The organism is Roseovarius sp. THAF27 (genome assembly GCF_009363655.1).
Lineage (GTDB): Bacteria > Pseudomonadota > Alphaproteobacteria > Rhodobacterales > Rhodobacteraceae > Roseovarius.
The window spans coordinates 2,956,683-2,976,106 of record NZ_CP045393.1 but is presented as its reverse complement, the minus strand read 5'-3'; the positions used below and the strand labels follow the sequence as shown (position 1 = coordinate 2,976,106).

21 protein-coding genes are annotated in these 19,424 nt (G+C 64.6%); 8 read left to right on the top strand and 13 right to left on the bottom strand.

Annotation, left to right across the window (positions count from 1 at the left end; translation table 11 throughout):
* The first annotated feature begins 229 nt into the window (after positions 1 to 229).
* Positions 230 to 364: a hypothetical protein gene (locus FIU89_RS22840; RefSeq protein WP_302848994.1), complete on the top strand. Its 135-nt coding sequence runs from the start codon at positions 230 to 232 to the stop codon at positions 362 to 364.
* Between the two features lie 203 nt (positions 365 to 567).
* Here the strand turns inward: FIU89_RS22840 and FIU89_RS14900 are convergent, their stop codons facing one another.
* Entirely contained in the window at positions 568 to 1,251 is a 684-nt protein-coding gene (locus FIU89_RS14900) for a fumarylacetoacetate hydrolase family protein (protein WP_152493328.1), read from the bottom strand.
* A gap of 176 nt (positions 1,252 to 1,427) precedes the next feature.
* Between FIU89_RS14900 and FIU89_RS14895 the strand changes: the two genes are divergently transcribed.
* The 4 genes from FIU89_RS14895 to FIU89_RS14880 all read left to right on the top strand — a co-directional run bounded on the left by FIU89_RS14895 (position 1,428) and on the right by FIU89_RS14880 (position 3,051).
* Positions 1,428 to 2,126 (top strand): FadR/GntR family transcriptional regulator, encoded by a 699-nt coding sequence (locus FIU89_RS14895; protein WP_254701693.1) that lies wholly within the window; start codon positions 1,428 to 1,430, stop codon positions 2,124 to 2,126.
* A 112-nt stretch (positions 2,127 to 2,238) separates the two neighbouring features.
* Positions 2,239 to 2,460, top strand: a complete 222-nt coding sequence (locus FIU89_RS14890; RefSeq protein WP_152493327.1) for a hypothetical protein — start codon at positions 2,239 to 2,241, stop codon at positions 2,458 to 2,460.
* 50 nt (positions 2,461 to 2,510) lie between these two features.
* On the top strand, positions 2,511 to 2,897 hold the full coding sequence (locus tag FIU89_RS14885) for a hypothetical protein (protein WP_254701692.1): 387 nt from the start codon (positions 2,511 to 2,513) through the stop codon (positions 2,895 to 2,897).
* Complete coding sequence (locus FIU89_RS14880; protein WP_152493326.1) at positions 2,785 to 3,051, top strand: helix-turn-helix transcriptional regulator; 267 nt, start codon at positions 2,785 to 2,787, stop codon at positions 3,049 to 3,051. The genes FIU89_RS14885 and FIU89_RS14880 overlap by 113 nt, the downstream gene beginning before the upstream one ends.
* 130 nt (positions 3,052 to 3,181) lie before the next feature.
* On the opposite strand, the gene FIU89_RS14875 is transcribed toward FIU89_RS14880, so the two are convergent.
* From FIU89_RS14875 to FIU89_RS14855, 5 genes are all read right to left on the bottom strand, one after another.
* Positions 3,182 to 4,537: a TRAP transporter large permease subunit gene (locus tag FIU89_RS14875; RefSeq protein WP_152493325.1), complete on the bottom strand. Its 1,356-nt coding sequence runs from the start codon at positions 4,535 to 4,537 to the stop codon at positions 3,182 to 3,184.
* A 5-nt stretch (positions 4,538 to 4,542) separates the two neighbouring features.
* Positions 4,543 to 5,853 carry a TRAP transporter small permease subunit gene (locus FIU89_RS14870; RefSeq protein ID WP_152493324.1) on the bottom strand — a complete coding sequence of 437 codons (1,311 nt, stop codon included), beginning with the start codon at positions 5,851 to 5,853 and terminating at the stop codon, positions 4,543 to 4,545.
* A 79-nt stretch (positions 5,854 to 5,932) separates the two neighbouring features.
* Positions 5,933 to 7,033, bottom strand: coding sequence for a TRAP transporter substrate-binding protein DctP (gene dctP, locus FIU89_RS14865; RefSeq protein WP_152493323.1), 1,101 nt, complete (start codon positions 7,031 to 7,033; stop codon positions 5,933 to 5,935).
* A 231-nt stretch (positions 7,034 to 7,264) separates the two neighbouring features.
* Positions 7,265 to 8,230: an ABC transporter ATP-binding protein gene (locus FIU89_RS14860; RefSeq protein ID WP_152493322.1), complete on the bottom strand. Its 966-nt coding sequence runs from the start codon at positions 8,228 to 8,230 to the stop codon at positions 7,265 to 7,267.
* A complete protein-coding gene (locus tag FIU89_RS14855) occupies positions 8,227 to 9,222 on the bottom strand; it encodes an ABC transporter ATP-binding protein (RefSeq protein ID WP_152493321.1) in 996 nt (331 codons plus the stop codon). The genes FIU89_RS14860 and FIU89_RS14855 overlap by 4 nt, the downstream gene beginning before the upstream one ends.
* A 191-nt stretch (positions 9,223 to 9,413) precedes the next feature.
* Here FIU89_RS14855 and FIU89_RS22320 point away from each other — a divergent pair, with 191 nt between their 5' ends.
* A complete protein-coding gene (locus tag FIU89_RS22320; RefSeq protein ID WP_172978121.1) occupies positions 9,414 to 9,587 on the top strand; it encodes a hypothetical protein in 174 nt (57 codons plus the stop codon).
* A gap of 35 nt (positions 9,588 to 9,622) precedes the next feature.
* Here the strand turns inward: FIU89_RS22320 and FIU89_RS14850 are convergent, their stop codons facing one another.
* The 3 genes from FIU89_RS14850 to FIU89_RS14840 form a co-directional block, all read right to left on the bottom strand.
* Positions 9,623 to 10,579, bottom strand: a complete 957-nt coding sequence (locus FIU89_RS14850) for an ABC transporter permease (protein ID WP_152493320.1) — start codon at positions 10,577 to 10,579, stop codon at positions 9,623 to 9,625.
* Positions 10,579 to 11,565 (bottom strand): ABC transporter permease, encoded by a 987-nt coding sequence (locus FIU89_RS14845; protein WP_057796339.1) that lies wholly within the window; start codon positions 11,563 to 11,565, stop codon positions 10,579 to 10,581. The genes FIU89_RS14850 and FIU89_RS14845 overlap by 1 nt, the downstream gene beginning before the upstream one ends.
* Before the next feature lie 88 nt (positions 11,566 to 11,653).
* Positions 11,654 to 13,234: an ABC transporter substrate-binding protein gene (locus tag FIU89_RS14840; protein WP_152493319.1), complete on the bottom strand. Its 1,581-nt coding sequence runs from the start codon at positions 13,232 to 13,234 to the stop codon at positions 11,654 to 11,656.
* 220 nt (positions 13,235 to 13,454) lie between these two features.
* Between FIU89_RS14840 and FIU89_RS14835 the strand changes: the two genes are divergently transcribed.
* Positions 13,455 to 13,595, top strand: coding sequence for a DUF2256 domain-containing protein (locus FIU89_RS14835; protein ID WP_152493318.1), 141 nt, complete (start codon positions 13,455 to 13,457; stop codon positions 13,593 to 13,595).
* Positions 13,596 to 13,597: 2 nt separating this feature from the next.
* Here the strand turns inward: FIU89_RS14835 and FIU89_RS14830 are convergent, their stop codons facing one another.
* The 4 genes from FIU89_RS14830 to katG all read right to left on the bottom strand — a co-directional run bounded on the left by FIU89_RS14830 (position 13,598) and on the right by katG (position 18,254).
* Positions 13,598 to 14,926: an AarF/ABC1/UbiB kinase family protein gene (locus FIU89_RS14830; RefSeq protein WP_152493317.1), complete on the bottom strand. Its 1,329-nt coding sequence runs from the start codon at positions 14,924 to 14,926 to the stop codon at positions 13,598 to 13,600.
* On the bottom strand, positions 14,923 to 15,324 hold the full coding sequence (locus tag FIU89_RS14825; RefSeq protein ID WP_152493316.1) for a thiol-disulfide oxidoreductase DCC family protein: 402 nt from the start codon (positions 15,322 to 15,324) through the stop codon (positions 14,923 to 14,925). The genes FIU89_RS14830 and FIU89_RS14825 overlap by 4 nt, the downstream gene beginning before the upstream one ends.
* Positions 15,325 to 15,326: 2 nt before the next feature.
* Positions 15,327 to 15,881, bottom strand: coding sequence for a response regulator transcription factor (locus tag FIU89_RS14820; protein ID WP_152493315.1), 555 nt, complete (start codon positions 15,879 to 15,881; stop codon positions 15,327 to 15,329).
* Positions 15,882 to 16,034: 153 nt separating this feature from the next.
* Positions 16,035 to 18,254, bottom strand: a complete 2,220-nt coding sequence (gene katG / locus FIU89_RS14815) for a catalase/peroxidase HPI (protein ID WP_152493314.1) — start codon at positions 18,252 to 18,254, stop codon at positions 16,035 to 16,037.
* Positions 18,255 to 18,441: 187 nt separating this feature from the next.
* Between katG and FIU89_RS14810 the strand changes: the two genes are divergently transcribed.
* Positions 18,442 to 19,368, top strand: coding sequence for a hydrogen peroxide-inducible genes activator (locus tag FIU89_RS14810; protein WP_152493313.1), 927 nt, complete (start codon positions 18,442 to 18,444; stop codon positions 19,366 to 19,368).
* Positions 19,369 to 19,424 lie beyond the last annotated feature (56 nt).

The window sequence follows — 19,424 nt, the reverse complement described above, 5'->3', positions numbered from 1 at the left end:
TGGAATCCCGAGGTCAATTGAATTTCGCCAAAATTAACTTAAATAATTGATAGTATGCGTAAATGTTGGTTTGTTTGGGTGGTTCTTTCTGTGCTTGTGGTGCCGCCCCCGGCACCACTTCAACATCAGAGATAGCCCAGAGAAGCCCTGGTGGCCGCTTGAATCAATCGTTTCTGCCATTTCTTGTCCGGCGTGGTCCGCGCGCGCCATCCGAGTTCAGCTTGCACTCATGGCGTGCGAGACCGAGACCGACGAGGATATCTGGGACATCGCGGGCGTGACGGCGTTCTTCGGCCTGTCGAACCGGATGGCGAATTTTACGTCGATGCGACCGAATACGGAATTCTACACGATGGGACGATAGGCGCGCGAGCCCGCGCCGTGTGAGGTGGTGCGGGCTTTACGCCGCGGTCCCAGGCGCGTCTTTGGTGCACCGGGCCGGCGCCGATCCTTCGGCGCCGGGTTTTCGACCGGGGTGGCGTTTCGGGAACGGGACCCGGCGCGTGCATCGCTGCACGCGTGCAGAAAGGCCGCAGCGCGGGCTCGATTGAGCCCGCTCGGGTCAGGTCAGACCACTTTGACCTCGAAGTCCTGCAGGCCCTCGACCTTGGCAAGCATGGTGTCGCCTTTCTGGATTGCCCCGACGCCTGCTGGCGTTCCCGAAAGGATGACGTCGCCGGCGGCGAGTTCGAAATATTCCGACAGGTAGCTGATCATTTCCGGGACCTTCCAGATCATCTGGTTCAGGTCGCCGTCCTGCCTGGGCTCGCCGTTGACGTGCAATTCGATCCGGCCTTCGTCGAGCGGGCCGCTTTCCTCGATCGGCACCAGCGGAGAAATCGGCGCGGAACGCTCGAACGCCTTGCCGATCTCCCAGGGGCGGCCCATTTTCTTCATTTCGCCCTGCAGGTCGCGGCGCGTCATGTCGAGGCTGATCGCGTAGCCCCACACATGCGACATCGCATCGCCAAGCGGAATGTTCGCGCCGCCGGATTTCAGCGCAACGGCAAGCTCGACCTCGTAGTGAACGTCGGAGCTGTGGGCCGGGTAGGGAAACTCGCCCGACGCATCGAGATTGTCGGGGTTCTTCTGGAAGAAGAACGGCGGTTCGCGGTCCGGGTCATGGCCCATCTCGATGGCGTGGGCGGCATAATTGCGACCGATGCAATAGACGCGGCGCACGGGGAATCGCGCGCCGGAGGCGGTGGGAACACTGATAACTTCGGGCGGGGAGATAGCAAAGTCAGCCATGACAACCTTTCAGATTAATTTGACATAGAGCCATAGAAATAACTTCTGAAAAGATCAATTTTAAAATGATCTGGGCAATAATTTTATAAACCAGTTGATTTTAGGAATCCACGGTGGCAACCATTGCGACCAATTGAGGGATTGATCTGATAGATCAGAAATTGATCGGGATAGGCGTGGACGAGACTACTCAAATCCGGACGGCTGACAACGAGGCGGCGGCAACCCGGCTGCGCGCCTTCATCGAGGAGCGCAATTTCGGTCCGGGCGACCGTCTTCCGTCCGAGCGGGCGCTGCTGCACGAGCTGGGCCTGAACCGCGCGGCGCTGCGCAATGCGCTTCAGGACCTGGAAGACGAGGGAAAGATCTGGCGGCACGTCGGCAAGGGCACGTTCATGTCCGACCCCGACGGCGCGGAAGAGCAGGCGGACACCACGCTGGCCCTGTCGCGGCGCACCACGCCGGTCAAGATGATGGCCGCACGGCTGGCAATCGAGCCGTCCATCGCGCGGGAGGCGGCGATGAATGCCTCGGCCGAGGCCCTGGACCGGATCGCCGCAGCGGAGCGCGCGACCCACGCGGCGGGCGACTGGGACGCCTACGAGGCCGCCGACGATGATTTTCACCGTGCGATTTCGGAGGCCACCGACAACATCCCGCTGGTCGCCATCTTCGACAGGCTCAATTCGATACGCCGCTCGGTCACGTGGGGCGCGGTGCAGCGGCAGACGCCGAAGCCGTCGCGCGATCATGGCAGCTTCGACGAGCACAGACGCATCGCGGAGGCCATCGCCAATCACGACCCCGACGCCGCCCAGGCGCTCATGCGCGCGCATCTCAAGGCGGTATCCGTCCGGTTGTTCGGAGATTTCTGAGTTTCCTGCCGGGCCTGTAGCGATGCCGGGCGGGACGCTGAATACGATCGGTCGTTCGGGCCGATCGGTCAGGCGGCTCGAAGGGGCCGCACAATGGGAGGAGTGAAACACCATGAAGAAACTGCTGGGAGCCGCGCTTGCGGCGATGATTGCGACCGGCGCGGCGGCGCAGGAGGATTATCCGAACCGCGCCATCACCATTCTCGTGGCCTTTGCCCCGGGCGGCGTGGTCGACCTGGCGTCGCGCACGATCGGCGAGGGGCTTTCGCGGCGCCTGGGCCAGGAGGTTATCGTCCATTTTCGGCGCATGTCGGGCAAATTGCCCGAGACATGACGGCCGGTTTGCCCGATCCTTGGAGGCAGCCCGTTCAGGGAGGAAGCGACATGAGCCTGCGATTTCGACTGGTCTTCACGCTTTGGCTGGTGACGGCGCTGGCGGCCGCGATCACGCTTGGCCTGGCGGCGGCGGATGCGTACCGGACCGCGCGGAGCGACACCCAGACGACGCTGACGCGGGCCAGTTATGTGCTGGAGCGGAACTATCACATGGAGCCGCGCGTGGGCGACCCGCTTTATGCCGAGATGACGTCGATCAAGCTTCTGGGCGTGATGGCGCCGGGCACCTGCATCCGGTTCGACCAGCGGATGATCACCGGATGTGATCGAGGCAATCGCGCAGGACCGGATTGCCGGCACCGGCACGGGCCTGGACGAGCTGAGCACGCGCCAGACGGAAATCCTGCGCCTGCTGGCAAGCGGCTGGCCGGCTGAAGAGATTGCCGACGCGTTGTCGATCAGCGTCGAGACGGTGCGAAACAATCACTACCAGATCAAGGGCGTGCTGGGCCTTGAGACAGACGCGCAGATGGTCTGGTTCGCGCTTGGGGCCGGGCTGGTGGAAACGTCGAGGGCCAGCGACGTGTGACTGTGTGCAAATTGCCGCTCGGTGACGCTGGAGCAACGGTTCCCGAACCCGCTGGTGGCGGAGGTGCTGGGCTAGCCGTGGGGGGCAGGTTGGAGGTCGGCCCCCGCGCGGGGCGGGGACCGTTTGGCGATCAGCCGTAGATCAGCCTGGGCAGCCAGGTGATGATCTGTGGGAAGACCATGCAAAGCACCAGTCCGACGATCTGCAAGAACAGGAAGGGCAGGGCCGATTTGAAGATGTCCGACATCGGGATCTCCGGCGGCGCCACCCCGCGCAGGTAAAAGAGCGCGTAGCCGAAGGGCGGCGACAGGAAGCTCATCTGCATGTTCACCAGGTAGAGCACGCCGAACCACAGCACCAGGTCCTCGGGGCTGGAAAGGCCGAAGGCGGCCGCGCCCAGCGCCTTGATGATCGGCACGAAGATTGGCACGCACAAGAGCAGGATGCCCACCCAGTCGAGGAACATGCCCAGGATCACCAGCAGGATCTGCATCAGGATCAGGATGCCCCAGGGGCCGAGGCCGGTCGCGGCCAGCGCGTCCTGCACGAATTGCTGCCCGCCTTCCAGCACGTAAAGGCCGACGAAGATCGTCGCGCCGAACATGATCCAGATGACCATGGCCGAGGCCTTGAGCGTGGTGGTGCAGGCCTCGCGGATGGTGGGCCAGTCGAGCTTGCGGTGGATGGCGGCCACGATGAAGGCGCCGAAGGTGCCGATGCCCGCGGCCTCGACCGGGGTGGCGACGCCCGAGAAGATGATGCCGAGGACCACCGCGACCAGCGTGATGGGCGCGGCCATTTTTCCGATGAGCTGCATCTTTTCGCGGTTCGACACGCGTTCCTCGACCGGGATAGCGGGGCCGAGGGCCGGATTGATGTAGCTGCGCATGACCACGTAGGCGATGTACATGCCCGACAGCATCAGGCCGGGAATGACCGCGCCGATGAAGAGCTCGCCAACCGATTGTTCCGCCACCACGGCGTAGATGATGGCAAGGATCGACGGCGGGATCAGGATGCCGAGCGTGCCGCCGGCCATGATCGAGCCCATGGCGATCTTGGGGTCGTAGTGGCGTTTCAGCATCGCCGGCAGGGCGATGATGCCCATGGTGACCACCGCCGCGCCGATCACGCCGACCATGGCGGCGAGGATCGTCGAGGCGATGATGGTCGCCGCGGCCAGCCCGCCCTTGAGCCCGCCCATGACCTTGTAGATCACGTCGAACATGTCGTTGATGATGCCTGCCCTTTCCAGCATCGCCGCCATGAAGATGAAGAGCGGGATCGCCGAAAGCTGATAGTTGGTCATCAGCGGGAAGATGCGGCTGGGCACGATGTTGAGCGCGCGTTCATCGCCGAGGATGAAGAGGAACACGCAGGCGAGACCGCCGGTGACGAAGGCCAGTGGCAGGCCCGCCATCAAGAGCGCCAGAAGGCTGCCGAACATGATGAGCGTGAGCCACGCGATGTCGATTTCAATACCCATGAGACTCAGTTCCCCCGTGCGATTTCACGGATGTCTTTCGACAGTTTCGAGATGCCTTGCAGGACAAGCAGCAGCCCGCCCATCACCATGACCCACTTCATCGGCCAGAGCGGCACTTCCCATTCGTTGAAGCTGATCTCGCCCCAGCGGATGTTGGGGTTGGTCCACTGGTCGAGGCCGAAGCCCGAGACCATCTCGCCAAAGGTGATCTGGCCGCGCGCCCAATCCGAGACGACCGCGTTGCCCGAGGGCACGGCGATGGCGTCCATGGCGAAGATCCACGAGGTGACCAGCAGGGTGCCCGCGAAGATGAAGAAGAAGACCGAGGTCAGCAGGTCGACCCACGCCTTGTTCTTTTTCCGCATCGGCGCATAGAAGATGTCCACGCGCACGTGGGTTTCCGTCAGCATCGCGTAGGCGCCCGAGATCAGGTATTGCATCCCGAACATCAGGTACATCGCCTCGTGCGCCCAGTTGGTGGGCGAGCCGAAGACGTAGCGGGCCAGCACCTCGTAGTAATAGACGAAAACGGCGATCACGGCCCAGTAGGCCACGAATTCCCCGCAGAAAAGCGACAGGCGGTCGATCCAGTTCTCGGCATAGTCGCTGTCGCGCTTGGGGCTTTCCTCTGCCTCGTGGGCGGCCAGGGCCTTTTCGGTCTCGGACACCTCGTCGGGCGGGATCTTTTCGTTGGCGCGGCGCACCAGCCTTGGCATCAGCACGAGGTCGATCGCCAGAAGGGCGAGGATGGCGTAGAACGCATAGCCCGCGGCATTGTCCCACCAGGCGCGGATGCGGAACGCCTCGACCTGTTGCGGGCGGATCTCTTCGAGCGTGGCCTGGGCCTCTTCGAGGCGCGCGGCCCCGCTGTCGAGCGTGTCGCGGGCGCGGTTCAGGCGGCGCTCGGCGGCGCGCTGGGTAAAGCTGCCTTCCTCTGCCTCGTCATAGGCGGCCTGAAGGTCGGGAAGGTCGGCGCGGGCCTCTTCGACGCGGCCCTGTTCGCGGTCGATCACCCGCTGGGCCACGCGCAGATCGTTGTCAAAGCCCGACAGGATCGTGCGGGCCTCCTGCGTCTGCGCGTTGGCGTAGAGGATGAACAGGAAGATCGGAATGAACACCAGGCCCCACAGGCTTTTGAGGTAAAAGCGGTGCAGGCCGAGGATGCCGCCGGTGACGGCGATCATGTAGGCCAGCGGCAGGGTATAGCGTTTCTTTTCGGGCTGTGGTCGGCGCGACAGGATCATCGCGATGATGGGAAAGACGATCAGTCCCACCCAGTACAGCCAATGCGGCAGCGTGAAGCTGAGCCCCGGCATTGCGGTCCTCACTCGTTGAAAGCGTCAGAAAATGCCGCCCGGGGGCGCGGGGCCCTCGGGCGGCGGATCGGTCGAGGGATCAGAGTTTGAGCTCGAGCCCCTCGGTCAGGGCCGGGTCGACATAGCCCAGCGAGCCGGACTGCATGTAATCAAGCTGAATCTTGAAGACACGCGCGGCCTGCGGGTCGCGGTTGGCGTAGTCGAACCAGATCGGCACGGCGACCTCTGTCATCAGGGCCACGTCGTCTTGTGACAGGCGGGTGACCTCGGTGCCGTCGGCCTCGAACTTCTCCCAGGCTTCCTGGTCGGCGGCCTGGATCGCGGCGTGGTGCATGTCGGAATAGACGTGGGTTTCCATCTCGACGAATTGCTTCATCTCGGGCGACAGGGCCTCCCACGCGTCCATGCCCACGGTGATGTCCATGGTGTCGACCGGCTGGTACAGCGACATGAAGCCCGGAGGGCCCATGACGATATAGTCGGTGACCTGGCTGAAGCCGAGGGCGTAGTTCACGGCGGGGCCCACGTAGTCGGCCACGTCGATGGTGCCTTTTTCCAGCGCCGGGAAGATTTCCGAGCCGGGCAGAACGGTGGTTTCGGCGCCGATCTCGTTGAATATCTCGGCCACCATGCCACCCGGCAGGCGCATCTTGCGGCCCGCGAAGTCGTCGATCGAGCGGATCGGCACCTTGGAGTGGATGATGTTCGGGCCGTGGTGCACGGGGCCGACGAAGTGCAGGCCTTGCGCCGCGTAAAGTTCGCGCGCGATGTCGATGCCGCCCAGGCCGTAGTAGAAGACGTCGAATTCATGCGGGTTGCGCATCCCCAGCGGAATGGACGTCAGGAAGGTGGCCGCCGGGATGATGCCCTGGGCGTAGATGGTGAAGGGGTTCACCGCCTCCAGAACGCCGTTTTTCACCGCATCGTAAAGCTGGAAGTCGCCGACGACGTCGTTCGCGCCAAAGGGCTGAAACGTCAGCTCGCCGCCGGTCTTTTCGGCGATGGTGCCGCACCAGTCCTTGAAGATTTGCAGACCGGCGCCGCCGGGCCAGCTTGTCTGGATTTTCCAGGTGGTGCCGTTGGCCTGGGCCCCGGCGATATGCGGTGCGGCCAGCGTGGCGGCGCCTGCACCGGCAATGGTGCGCAGCGCATTGCGCCGCGTGGTCAGTTTGTTGGTCATGTGATTCCTCCCAGTTCGTGGGCCGGCCCCATTTTTGCCAAGGGTCCAGCCTGGCCGAGCGTACTGGAAAACCGTCAAATTGGTAAAGTGATTTTTCCAATATGTGGTAAAGTCGAGCTGGTCGCCTGGCGCGGACCTGCGGACCGCGCGTTTTGGCACGGCCTTCTGGAGCCGCGCCTGACGCAGAATTCGCCCGGGCTGTCGCGTGATAAACGGGAAAGTCGTGCTGTGTTATTCCGCCCGGTGGCAGGCCACGCGCGTCTGGCCCAGCTGACGCATCTGGGGGCGTTCCTTGCTGCATCTGTCGATGGCGATGGGGCAGCGTGGATGAAAGGCGCAGCCGGGCGGCGGATTGATCGCGTCGGGGATCTCGCCCTTGGGGGGATCGACCTCGCGCCCGAAGGCATCCATGCGGGGGGCCGCGTCAAAGAGCATCTGGGTGTAGGGATGCTTGGGGTCGGTGAAGAGCGCATCGCGGGGCGCCTCCTCGACCAGCCGGCCCAGATAAAGCACGCCGATGCGGTCGGCCATGTGGCGCACGACGGTGAGGTCGTGGCTGATGAAAAGATAGGTCAGTCCGAATTCCTCGCGCAGGTCGGACATGAGGTTCAGGACTTGGCTTTGGACCGAGACGTCGAGCGCCGAGGTGGGCTCGTCGCAGACGATGATCTTGGGCTCAGAGGCGAGCGCGCGGGCGATGCAGATCCGCTGGCGCTGACCGCCCGAGAATTCGTGCGGGTACTTGGAGGCGTCCGCCGCTGACAGGCCGACCTGTTCCAGCAGGCGTTCGGCCAGCCCCGAGGTGTCGCCGCCCTTGGCCGCGACGGGTTCGGCGATGATGTCGCGCACCCGCCAGCGCGGGTTGAGCGAGGCGTAGGGATCCTGAAAGATCATCTGGATCTCGTCGCGGACGGCTTCGATCTTGGCGGCGTCGGTCTCGGTGGCGAGGTCCGTGCCGTTGATCTCGACGCTGCCCTCGGACGGGGGCGTGAGGCCGACGACGATCTTGCCGATGGTGGACTTGCCAGAGCCGCTTTCGCCGACCAGCGCGTAGACGCTGTTTTCCTCGATATCGAAGGACACGTCCGAGACGGCGGTCAGATAGGCCTTGTTCAACCGTTCGATCACCCGGTTCAGCCAGGGTTTCGAGACGTCGAAGCGGCGGGTGAGGTTGCGGATGGAGATCAGGGCGCTCATGCGACGGTGTCCTCCTTTTGCGTGGTGCCGAGCGGGAACCAGCAGGCGGCGCGGCCATCGCAGGCCCGAAGGCTGGGGCCGGGCTCGCGGCGGCATTTGTCCTGCGCATACTCGCAGCGCGGATGGAAGGCGCAGCCGTCTGGCAGGGCGCCGAGGCGGGGCATGGCGCCGGGGATCTGCTTCAGGCGCTTTTGCCCCACGCTTGCCAGCGGGGTCGAGGCCATCAGGCCCGCGGTATAGGGATGGCGGGCGTTGGTGATGACCTCGCGCACCGGGCCAAGTTCGGCCAGGCGACCGGCATACATGACGGCGACGCGGTCGGCGGCTTCGGCGATCACGCCCATGTCGTGGGTGACCAGCATGACGGCGACGCCGCGCTCGCGGCAGAGCCGCTTCAGAAGCGCCACGATCTGGGCTTGGACCGAAACGTCGAGCGCGGTGGTGGGCTCGTCCGCGATGACCAGTTCCGGCTCGGCGCAAAGCGCGAGGGCGATGACCACGCGCTGGCGCATCCCGCCGGAGAACTCGTGCGGGTAGCTGCCGATGCGGGCCGAGGCGGCGGGGATGCCGACCTCATCGAGCGCCGCGATGGCGCGTTTGCGGGCCTCGTCCTGGCCCACGTTCAGGTGCTCGGTGATGGTCTCGGTCAGCTGGTCGCCGATGGTCAGAAGCGGGTTGAGCGAGGTGAGCGGGTCCTGAAAGATCATGCCCATATGCTTGCCTCGCAGGCGGCGCAGTTTGGCGCGCGGGATGTCGTGGATTGGCTCGCCCTTGAGCAGTACCTCGCCTCCGGTGATGCGGGCGGGCGGGTCCAGCAGGCCGATCACGGCGTTGCCGGTCATGGATTTGCCGGCGCCGGATTCGCCCACGACGCCAAGGATCTCGCCCGCGCGGATGTCATAGCTGACCTGATCCACGGGGCGCAGAATGCCGTGCCGGGTGGGGATTTCCACGGTCAGGTCGCGAACGGAAAGGACGGGTGTGTCGGTCATGCGGTTGCGTCTTTCGTCTGTCTCACGGGCTTGTGTCCACGTTTTTCGGGACAGGAGGGGAGCGTGCTGTATCTTAACGATTGGTCATGCAGCGCCGCCGCACGATGGTAAGACGCCATGGCGAGAAGGCGGCAGAGGCCGTGCGAGGCCCGTGCCGGAGAGGGCGACCACGCAGAAAAAGGAGAGTGCCCATGTGCCTGACCAGCGAAGCCTTCGCCCTGTTCCTGACGATGATCGGGCCCGAGGCGGTGACCTCGGAAGAGGCGAAAGTGACCATCCACGCGACCGATGGCGATGTCGAATGGCACATCGTCGAGGACCGCTGGTGCACCGACGCGCGCGAGACGGGCCGCACGGAAGGCTGACGCCGCATTGGTGCCGGGGATGAGTGTAAGCCCGGTCATCTCAGCCTCGGGTTCAATGCGTCGCGCAGCCAGTCGCCCAGAAGGTTGATCGACAGCGCCAGCGCCAGCAGGGTGCCCGCGGGGAAGAGCAGGATCCACCATTCGCCTGAGAACATGAACTCCTGCCCGATGCGGATGAGCGTGCCGAGCGAGGGTTTGGTGGGGGGCGCGCCGACGCCCAGAAAGCTGAGCGTGGCCTCGGCGATGATGGCGAGCGCCAGCGAAATCGTGGCGATGACCAGCACCGGGTTCAGCACGTTGGGCAGGATATGCCTGAGCATGATGATGAAGGGCGAGCGGCCGATCAGGCGGGCGGCCTGGACATATTCCTTGTTTTTCTCCACCAGCGTCGTGCCGCGCACGACGCGGGCGAACTGCACCCAGTCGGACAGGCCGATGGCCAAGATCAGCACCCAGAGCGCCATCTGGTCGCGATAGGCGGGGGGCGTGATGCCCTTGGCGATGCCGAAGATCAGCATCGCGACAAGGATCGCCGGAAAGGTCAGCTGCACGTCGGCGATGCGCATGATGATCGTCTCGGTCCAGCCGCCGACATAGCCCGCCAGAAGGCCCAGCGTGACGCCGATCAGCATGGCGAGGAACACGGCCGCGAAGCCCACGAAGAGTGAGATGCGCATTCCGTAAAGGATGGTTGAAAACACGTCGCGGCCCTGGTCGTCGGTCCCGAGGATGAAGGTGTCGCCGGTAAAGGCGTTGGCCTCGCCCGGCGGCGTGAAGCCGTTCATCAGGTTGAGCGAGGCCGGGTTGAACGGATCGAAAGGCGCGATGAGCGGCGCGAAGACAGCCGACAGGATCAGGATCAGCACCACCGCGAAAGAGGCGATGGCCACCGGCGCGTGCCGGAAGGACCACATGAAATCGCTGTCCCAGATGCGGCGGAAGCGGCTGTCGCGCACTTTCGGCGCCGGGGGTGTGACGGGGGTATCGGTCATCAGTGGCCTCCTGCCGCGGACCGGTCGACGCGCAGGCGCGGGTCGATGGCGAAATAGAGCATGTCGACGATGAGGTTGATGCCCACGAACATGACGGAGATCATCATCAGGTAGGCGGCCATCACGGGGATATCGACGAACTGGATCGCGTTGATGAACAAGAGCCCGACGCCGGGCCACTGGAACACCGTTTCGGTGATGATGGCGAAGGCGATGATGGAGCCCAGCTGAAGCCCGGTGATTGTGATGACGGGCACCAGCGTGTTCTTCAGCGCGTGGCGAAAGTTGATGGCGCGTTCACGAATGCCGCGGGCGCGGGCGAAGCGGATATAGTCCATGCGCAGCACCTCGAGCATCTCGGTCCGCACCAGCCGCATGATCAGCGTCATCTGGTAAAGGCCCAGCGTGATCGCGGGCAGGATCAGCGCCTGCAGGCCGGATTTCGTCAGAAACCCGGTGGACCAGCCGTTGACCCAGGTGACCTCGCCGCGTCCGAAGCTGGGCAGCCAGCCAAGCTCGACCGAAAAAACATAGATCAGCAGGATGCCGATCAGGAAGGTGGGCAGCGAGACCCCGATCAGCGACAGCGTCATGATGACATTGGCCGAAATCCCGCGCCTTCGGATCGCGGTATAGATGCCAAGCCCGATGCCGCCGATCAGTGCCAGCAGCCCCGACACGAAGGCCAGTTCCAGCGTGGCGGGCAGGCGTTCGATCAGGATGTCGGCCACGGGCCGCCCCTGGCGATAGCTGAGTCCGAAATTGCCCTGAACGGCGTTGGTCAGGAACTTGTAGTACTGGACAACGAAATTCTGATCGAGGCCGAGTTCCGAACGCAGGCGCTCGATATCGGCGACGGTGCGTTCCTGTCCCAGCATGTTGTCGACCGGATCGCCGACGAAGCGGAACATGGCGAAGGCCACGAGGCCCACCACGAGAAGCACGAGCGCGGACTGGGCCACGCGCCGGATGATGTAAGCTAGCATGTTTCGTCCCCGAAGCGGTCGTCACGCGCGGTTATTTTGCTGGCTGTGACGGCAGGCGGGCGGCCCCGGAAGGCCGCCCGCGATTGGCTTAGTTCATCTCGAAGAATTTGAACTTGGGATCGTCCTCGGGGCTGACCTCGGTGCCGACCGCGTCGGTCATGCCCCAGTTCAGCACCTGGTGGTGGATCGGGATGTAGAGCTGTTCGTCCTGAACCACCTGCCAGATCTCGTTGATCGTGGCGTTGCGCGCCTCGAGATCGGTTTCCGAGGCGAGGCTGACGATCTTGGCGTCAAGATCGGAATTGGAATAGCCCGTGCCGTTCCAGCTGCCGCGTTCCTCGCCGCGGGTGTGGACGAGGAAGTTGAAGATGTATTCCGAATCGTAGGTCGGAACGCCCCAGCCCAGCATGTAGAAATCCGTCTCGCCGTTCTCGATCAGCGGGAAGTGCTGCGCCTTGGGCTTGGCATCGAGGTTCACGGTGACGCCGATCTGCGCCAGCATCCCGACAGCGGCCTGGCAGATCGCCTCGTCATTGACGTAGCGGTCGTTCGGGCAGTCAAGCTGGATGCTGAAGCCGTCGCCATAGCCGGCCTCCTCCATCAGGGCCTTGGCGGCCTCGATGTCGGTGGTGGCGCTGCTGTCCATTTCCTCGTTCCAGCCGTTTACGAAGGGCGGGGCGATCATACCCGCGGGCTGGGATTGCTCGCGCATGACGACCTGCTTGATGGCGTCGCGGTTGATGGCCATGGACATGGCCTTGCGCACCTTGGCGTCGGCCAGCGGGTTGGCACCATCGACGTCGTCATTCTCGATATCGTCGGAGCCCATGTTCATGCCGAAGAAGATCACCCGGTTCTGCGGCGCGGTCTTGACCACGAGGCCGTCAGTGTCGCCGACGCGGCCCAGGTCCTGAACGGGAACGTCCTGGATAAAGTCGACCTCGCCCGAGAGCAGCGCTGCCACGCGGGTGGCGGCGTTCTGGATCGGCGTGTAGACGATTTCGGTCACGTCCAGGGGGAACTCGTCCTTGCCCCAGTAATTCTCGTTGGCTTCCAGCACGGTCTTCACGTCGGGTTCGCGGCTGACCAGGGTAAAGGCGCCGGTGCCGTTGGTGTTGGACGAGGCGAAGGTGGTTTCGCCGCCCGCAACGTCCTGCACGGCGACGGCGTCGTTCTCCTCAGCCCAGCCCTTGTCCATCATGAAAAGGTTGGTGAGGTTGGCCGGAAGGATCGGGTTGGGGCCGTCGGTGACGAACTCGACGGTGTGGTCGTCAACGGCGCGCACCTCGGTGATCGAGGTCAGGAGTTCCTTCATCGCCGATGTTTCGGACTTGGCGCGGTTGATCGAAAAGACCACATCCTCGGCGGTGAAATCGGCGCCGTCGTGATAGGTGACGCCCTGACGCAGGTTGAAGACCCAGACGTTCGGGTCGCCTTCCTTGGGCGCCCAGTCGGTCGCCAGCGCGGCCTGAAACTCGCCCGAGTGGTCGCGGATGATCAGCGGCTCGTAGATCTGGTGCGAAAGAGTGTGCGTCGGCCCTTCGTTCTGGGCGTGGGGGTCGAGCGTCAGCGAGTCGCCCGCGCGGGCCCATCGCAGCGTTTCGGCCGAGGCGCCGGTCATCGCCGTGGAAGCGAGAAGTGCGGCGGCAAGGACTGTCTTGGTTTTCATGAATATCTCCCTGGATATCGCCCGGGTTGATCCTCGGGCTGATCCCGAAAACATAACTTAGTGTTCCGGCTCTGCAAGCAAACGAATGGGAAGATGCCTTCACGTCACTTGAAAAACGGAAGGCGAAACCGGCAGGACGGGCGTGGAGGCGGGGTGACGCGCGGGCGATACGGGCTATCGTTGGCCTGCGGAGCCCTGTGGAAGAGGAACGGCGAAGACCATGAAGATGCGGCGGAAATCGGACTTGCCGACCAAGGTTTGCGCGGCCTGCGGGCGGCCTTTCGCTTGGCGCAAGAAGTGGGAGAAGGTCTGGGACGAGGTGCGCTATTGCTCGGAACGCTGCAAGCGGGCGCGGGGCTGAAATCAGGCGAAACGCGCAAGGATCGGGTCGAGATCGACCCTGGCGCGGAGCCGTTCGGCCAGCAGATAGCAGCCCAGAACCTTGCGTTGCAGCAAGAGCGTGTCGGTGGGCGGCGCATGGATATCGACCTGCTCGTCGGCCAGAAGCAGCCCCTCGCGGCGCAGGCGGGCCAAGAGGCCGCAGGTGGCGAAATCGAGCGTGCCGCCCTGGCGCAAGGGTTCGGCGGCGAGTTCGAAAAGCCGCAGGATATGGGCGCGGTCCGTGGCGGTGGTGTCGGTGCCGACGAGGCCGATGGCGATCATTGCGTCCCAGGCGGCGTCCATGTCGCCGCTGAGCGCGGCGTTGAAGAGGGCGCGATAGCTGCCCACGCGCTCGGGCTCGAATTGAAGCGTCGCGCCGAAATCCAGAAGGACGATACGGCCCGTGTCGGGCTGGTAGCGGTAGTTGGCGAAATTGGGGTCGGTCTGCATGTCGTGCAACTCGAACAGCTCGCGCAAGGTGAGCGTGATGAGCGCCGTGGCGATGCGGTCGCGGGTGGGCTGGTCCATGTCGGCGGCGGCGTCGATGCTCTGGCCTTCGACATAGGTCATGGCTAGGATGTCGCGTGTGCTGAGGTCGTGCTGGACCTCGGGCAGTATGAAATCGCTGTCGTCGGCAAGGTGGGCGCGGAAACGGGTGAGGGCGGCGGCCTCGCGGGTGTAATCCGTTTCCTCGTGCAGTTGCGCCGCCGCGTCGGTTAGCATCCGGTCCGTGTCGAAGCTGGCGGGCATCATGCCGGAGTGGCGCAGGATCAGGCCGAGGTTGCGCATGTCGCTGTCGATGCTGTCGCGGATGCCGGGATATTGCACCTTGATCGCAAGGTCGCAGCCATCGCGGGTCTGTGCGCGGTGGACCTGCCCGATGGAGGCCGCGGCAATGGGATGTACGTCGAAGCGTTTGAAATGGCGCAGGAAATCGCGGCCCCAGTTGGCGGCCAGAACTTTCTTCAGCTGCGAAGGCGGCATGAACTGGGCATCGGCGCGCAGGCGGGCAAGGATCTGGGTCAGTTCGGGCGGCAGCATGTCGGCGGTTTCCATCGACAGAAGCTGACCCGCCTTCATGGCGGCGCCGCGCATGTTGGCCAGATGGTCGGCCACGCGGGTGACGTTGGACGGTGTCATCAGCAGGTCCTGCAGGCGGGGTTTGCGGCCGCGCAGCAAGTCCCATCCGCCGCGGGTGGCGATATTGCCCGCCAGCGCGGTCGCCATGCCGCCGGTGCGGGCCATGCGCGAAAACCGCCCGGTGGGAACCCGCGCGGCGCGCTTGCGGTCAGGCGGGTTCTGGTCGTTCATCGTGTGCCCTCGGTGCGGTCTTCCAGCCGAGGGCCGAGGAGACGGACAAGCGCCGGGCGCAGCCGCAAAAAGGCGCGGTAGGCCAGTTCGGCCACCGGCACGACGCCGGGGATGCGTGACAGCCTGGCAAGGTGGCGCCAGCCGGGCAGGCGCTTCCAAACCTCGAAAAAGCCGGCGGCGCCGGACACCAGAGTGCCATCGGGGCGGCGGGTGTGGAAGCGGCCCATTGCGGCCTCGCGGTCAAGGTCGGGTGCCGGATCGTCGGCGCTGCGCGAGATATCGGTGAAGGCGATGCGGCCTGCCCGGTCGCGTTTGCAGTAAAAACCGATCTCGGCACGGCAGAGCGGGCAGGAGCCGTCGTAATAGACCGTCAGTCGGGGATCGTTTTCGCCCCTCACGGTCAGCCCGCGTCCTTGCCCAGATCGGGCGCGCGTTTGAGAATCCGCTGGAGGGTGCGGCGGTGCATGTTCAGCAACTCGGCGGTCTTGGTGATGTTGCCGTCGGTGCGTTCAAGGAAGCGTTCAATGTGCACGCGCTTGGCCTCTTCGGGCGAAATCGGGTTTTCCGGCGCGGGCGGCTGGACCCCTTCGGCGGCAAGCAGCGCATCGACGATCTCGTCGCCGTCGGCGGGCTTGGCGAGATAGTCGACAGCACCCAGTTTCACGGCGGCGACGGCCGTGGGCGTGTCGCCATAGCCCGTCAGGACAAGGGCGCGGGCGGATTTGCGCTGTTTCTTGAGCATCTCGATGACCTCCAGCCCGGAGCCTTGGCCGAGATGCAGGTCGATGATGGCAAAGGCCGGCTGGCGGGTCTCGATCGCGGCGGCGGCCTCGGCCACGGTGCCCACCGGGATCGGATCGAAGCCGCGGCTGGCCATGACCTTGGACAATTGCTCGCGGAAGACGTCGTCATTCTCGACGATCAGGAGCGTGGTGTCTTTGGGTAGCTGTTTCATATCATCCTCTCTGCACGTGATACGTGCGGGCGGCGCGGTTGGATGACCGCCGGGGCCGGGGTGCGACAGTTTGCGCAGGGCGTGGCCCGAAATGCCGACGGCGCCCCGGGGGAACCCGGAGCGCCGTCTGTTTTTGCACGTTTCGGCAATGGCTTAGCCCGGTTGCACCCGGTCGGCATCCATCACCTTGGCCCATGCCTTGACGAAGTCCTTGACGAACTTGCCGCCATTGTCGGCCTGGGCATAAACCTCGGCCTGGGCGCGCAACTGCGAGTTGGAGCCGAAGACGAGGTCGCAGCGGGTCGCGTCCCACTTCTTGTCGCCGGTCTTGCGGTCCTTGCCGACAAAGGTCATGCCCTTGTCATCCGTGGCTTCCCAGACCGTTCCCATGTCCATCAGGTTGACGAAGAAGTCGTTGCTGAGCGTGCCCGGACGGTCGGTAAAGACGCCATGCGCCGTGCCGCCGTAGTTGGTGCCCAGCATACGCAACCCGCCGATCAGAACGGTCATCTGCGGTGCCGAAAGGCCCAGCAGATGCGCGCGGTCGATCATCAGTTCCTCGGCGGAAACCGTGAAGTCGCCGGAGAGGTAGTTGCGGAACCCGTCAGCCTGCGGCTCCATGATCTCGAAGGACTCGGCGTCGGTCATCTCGTCGGTGGCGTCGGTGCGGCCCGGGGTGAAGGGCACGGTGACCTCATGACCGCCCGCCTTGGCCGACGCTTCGACCGCCGCGTTGCCGCCGAGAACGATCAGGTCCGCGAGCGAGATCTTCTTGCCGCCGGAGGCCGACGCGTCGAAGTCGGCCTTGATGCCTTCGAGTACTTTCAGAACCTTCGCCAACTGCTCGGGCTGGTTGACCTCCCAGTCCTTCTGCGGGGCAAGACGGATGCGCGCGCCATTGGCACCGCCGCGCATGTCCGAGCCGCGGAAGGTCGAGGCCGAGGACCACGCGGTGTAGGCCAGTTCGGAGACCGACAGACCGGAATCGCGGATCTTGGCCTTGAGCGTCTTGACGTCCGCCTCGTCGACCAGCGGGTGATCGACCTCGGGCACCGGATCCTGCCAGATCAGCACTTCGTCAGGTACCTCGTTGCCCAGATACATGTTGCGCGGGCCCATGTCGCGGTGGGTCAGCTTAAACCACGCGCGGGCGAAGGCGTCCGCGAACTCGTCGGGATTGGCATGGAAATGGCGCGAGATCTTCTCGTACTCGGGGTCCATGCGCATCGCCATGTCGGCGGTGGTCATCATGATGTGCTGGTTGCGGGTCGAGGGGTCCTCGGGATCGGGGGCCATATCCTCGGGCTTCTGGTCCTTGGGCTGCCATTGCCACGCGCCGGCGGGGCTTTTGACCAGTTCCCACTCGTAGCCGAACAGCACGTCGAAATAGCCCATGTCCCACTTGGTGGGGTTGGGCGTCCAGGCGCCTTCGATGCCCGAGGTGATGGCGTCACGGCCCTTGCCCGAGCCGTAGGTCGAGAGCCAGCCGAAGCCCTGGGCCTCCATCGCGCCGGCCTCGGGTTCGTTGCCCACATGCGAGGGGTCGCCAGCGCCGTGCGCCTTGCCGAAGGTGTGGCCGCCGGCGGTGAGCGCGACGGTTTCATAGTCGTTCATCGCCATACGCGCGAAGGTTTCGCGGATGTCGCGGGCCGAGGCCAGCGGATCGGGCTGGCCGTCGGGGCCTTCGGGGTTGACGTAGATCAGGCCCATCTGCACGGCGGCAAGCGGGTCCTCCAGCTTGCGGTCGCCGGAATAGCGGCTGTTGGGTTTGTCGGACGTGGCAAGCCACTCTTTTTCCGAACCCCAATAGACGTCTTCCTCGGGTTCGAACACGTCCTTGCGCCCGCCGCCGAAGCCAAAGATCGGGCCGCCCATGTCTTCGATCGCCATGTTGCCGGCGAGGATCATCAGGTCGGCCCAGGAAATCGCGTTGCCGTATTTCTGCTTGATCGGCCACAGCAGGCGGCGGGCCTTGTCGAGGTTGCCATTATCTGGCCAGCTGTTGAGCGGGGCAAACCGCTGGGTGCCCGAGCGCGAGCCGCCGCGACCGTCAGAGGTGCGGTAGGTGCCGGCCGAGTGCCACGCCATGCGGATGAAGAAGCCGCCATAGTGGCCATAGTCGGCGGGCCACCAGTCCTGGCTGTCGGTCATCAGCGCCTTCAGGTCTTTTTTCAGCGCCTCCATGTCGAGGCCCTTGAAGGCTTCGGCATAGCTGAAGTCCGGGCCCATGGGGTCGGATTCAGGGGTGTTCTGATGCAGGATCTTGAGGTTCAGCTGGTTCGGCCACCAATCGCGGTTGGACTGGACGCTGAACCGCGTCGCACCATGCATGACCGGGCATTTGCCGGAATTTTCGAGATCGTTGCCGTCCATAGAGTCTCTCCCAGGGTTTGCTGTCTGACGTTGCCGGATGCGCGTGATCCGGGCCGATTGCTTCGTGAGAAGACGTAAGCATTGCCGCGCGCGATGCAACGCGGGAATCGCTTCTCCGGGCGGACCATAGCAAGGCAATGCAATGAGAATAAGTTGCATTTATTGATTGGATTGATAAATATTTCTTATGAAAAACCTTTCGCTGAAACAGTTGCGCTATTTCGAGGTGCTGGCCCGGACGGGCCATTTCGGGCAGGCCGCCGAGATCTGCGCGGTGACCCAGCCGGCGCTGTCGGTGCAGATCAAGGCGCTGGAAGCGGCGGCGGGGGCGGCACTCTTCGAGCGTACCACGCGCGAGGTGCGGCTGACCGGGTTCGGCGCGGAGTTCGCCGCGCGCGTGCGCGAGATCCTTCGGTCGGTCGATGAGCTGTCGGACCTTGCGCGCAAGGCGCAGGAAGGGCTGAGCGGGCGGCTGCGGCTGGGAGTCATCCCGACGATTGCGCCTTACCTTTTGCCACGCTTCCTGACGCGGCTGGGCGCGGAATTTCCCGACCTGGACGTGCAGGTGCGCGAGAGCATCACGCCGCGCCTGATCGCGGAACTGGGCGAGGGCGGGCTGGACCTGGCGATCGTGGCGCTGCCGGTGTCGGAGCGGTCGCTGGAGGAATGCGCGATCTTCGAGGAGCCGATGATGCTGGTGCGGCCCGAGGCCGAGGCGGAGGCGCCGGTGCCGGAGGTGACGGCCCTGCACGAGCGGCGGCTGTTGCTGCTGGAGGAAGGACATTGCTTTCGCGACCAGGCGCTGGCGTTTTGCAACATTCCGGGCGGCGGGCCGCGCGACGGTCTGGAAGGCACATCGCTGTCGACGCTGGTTCAGATGGTGGGCGCGGGCATGGGCATTACCCTGATCCCCGAGATGGCGGTGCCGGTGGAAACCCGGTCGGCGCCGGTGTCGGTGGCGCGGTTCAGCGACCCGCAGCCCAAGCGGCAGGTCGGCATGGTGTGGCGCAGGACCAGCCCGCTGGCCGACCGGTTCCGGGCCATTGCCGACTTGCTGGCGCCGGGGGCGTCCGAACCGCCCGAGGCGGCTCAAAGCGTTTTGCCTCTAACCTGAGCTATCGGCGAAAGGCGAAACGAGTGCGACGATCGGCTGTTGTGCTGCGTTTCGCG

What these genes read in the sequence shown, in the direction of transcription:
- FIU89_RS22320 (WP_172978121.1), top strand. Translation starts at nt 9,414, where the DNA reads ATGTGCCTGACCAGCGAAGCCTTCGCCCTGTTCCTGACGATGATCGGG.
- dctP (WP_152493323.1), bottom strand. Translation starts at nt 7,033, where the DNA reads ATGACCAACAAACTGACCACGCGGCGCAATGCGCTGCGCACCATTGCC.
- FIU89_RS14810 (WP_152493313.1), top strand. Translation starts at nt 18,442, where the DNA reads ATGAAAAACCTTTCGCTGAAACAGTTGCGCTATTTCGAGGTGCTGGCC.
- FIU89_RS14900 (WP_152493328.1), bottom strand. Translation starts at nt 1,251, where the DNA reads ATGGCTGACTTTGCTATCTCCCCGCCCGAAGTTATCAGTGTTCCCACC.
- FIU89_RS14820 (WP_152493315.1), bottom strand. Translation starts at nt 15,881, where the DNA reads ATGAAACAGCTACCCAAAGACACCACGCTCCTGATCGTCGAGAATGAC.
- katG (WP_152493314.1), bottom strand. Translation starts at nt 18,254, where the DNA reads ATGGACGGCAACGATCTCGAAAATTCCGGCAAATGCCCGGTCATGCAT.
- FIU89_RS14870 (WP_152493324.1), bottom strand. Translation starts at nt 5,853, where the DNA reads ATGCCGGGGCTCAGCTTCACGCTGCCGCATTGGCTGTACTGGGTGGGA.
- FIU89_RS14875 (WP_152493325.1), bottom strand. Translation starts at nt 4,537, where the DNA reads ATGGGTATTGAAATCGACATCGCGTGGCTCACGCTCATCATGTTCGGC.
- FIU89_RS14885 (WP_254701692.1), top strand. Translation starts at nt 2,511, where the DNA reads ATGAGCCTGCGATTTCGACTGGTCTTCACGCTTTGGCTGGTGACGGCG.
- FIU89_RS14860 (WP_152493322.1), bottom strand. Translation starts at nt 8,230, where the DNA reads ATGAGCGCCCTGATCTCCATCCGCAACCTCACCCGCCGCTTCGACGTC.
- FIU89_RS14835 (WP_152493318.1), top strand. Translation starts at nt 13,455, where the DNA reads ATGAAGATGCGGCGGAAATCGGACTTGCCGACCAAGGTTTGCGCGGCC.
- FIU89_RS14890 (WP_152493327.1), top strand. Translation starts at nt 2,239, where the DNA reads ATGAAGAAACTGCTGGGAGCCGCGCTTGCGGCGATGATTGCGACCGGC.
- FIU89_RS14845 (WP_057796339.1), bottom strand. Translation starts at nt 11,565, where the DNA reads ATGCTAGCTTACATCATCCGGCGCGTGGCCCAGTCCGCGCTCGTGCTT.
- FIU89_RS22840 (WP_302848994.1), top strand. Translation starts at nt 230, where the DNA reads ATGGCGTGCGAGACCGAGACCGACGAGGATATCTGGGACATCGCGGGC.
- FIU89_RS14855 (WP_152493321.1), bottom strand. Translation starts at nt 9,222, where the DNA reads ATGACCGACACACCCGTCCTTTCCGTTCGCGACCTGACCGTGGAAATC.
- FIU89_RS14830 (WP_152493317.1), bottom strand. Translation starts at nt 14,926, where the DNA reads ATGAACGACCAGAACCCGCCTGACCGCAAGCGCGCCGCGCGGGTTCCC.
- FIU89_RS14840 (WP_152493319.1), bottom strand. Translation starts at nt 13,234, where the DNA reads ATGAAAACCAAGACAGTCCTTGCCGCCGCACTTCTCGCTTCCACGGCG.
- FIU89_RS14850 (WP_152493320.1), bottom strand. Translation starts at nt 10,579, where the DNA reads ATGACCGATACCCCCGTCACACCCCCGGCGCCGAAAGTGCGCGACAGC.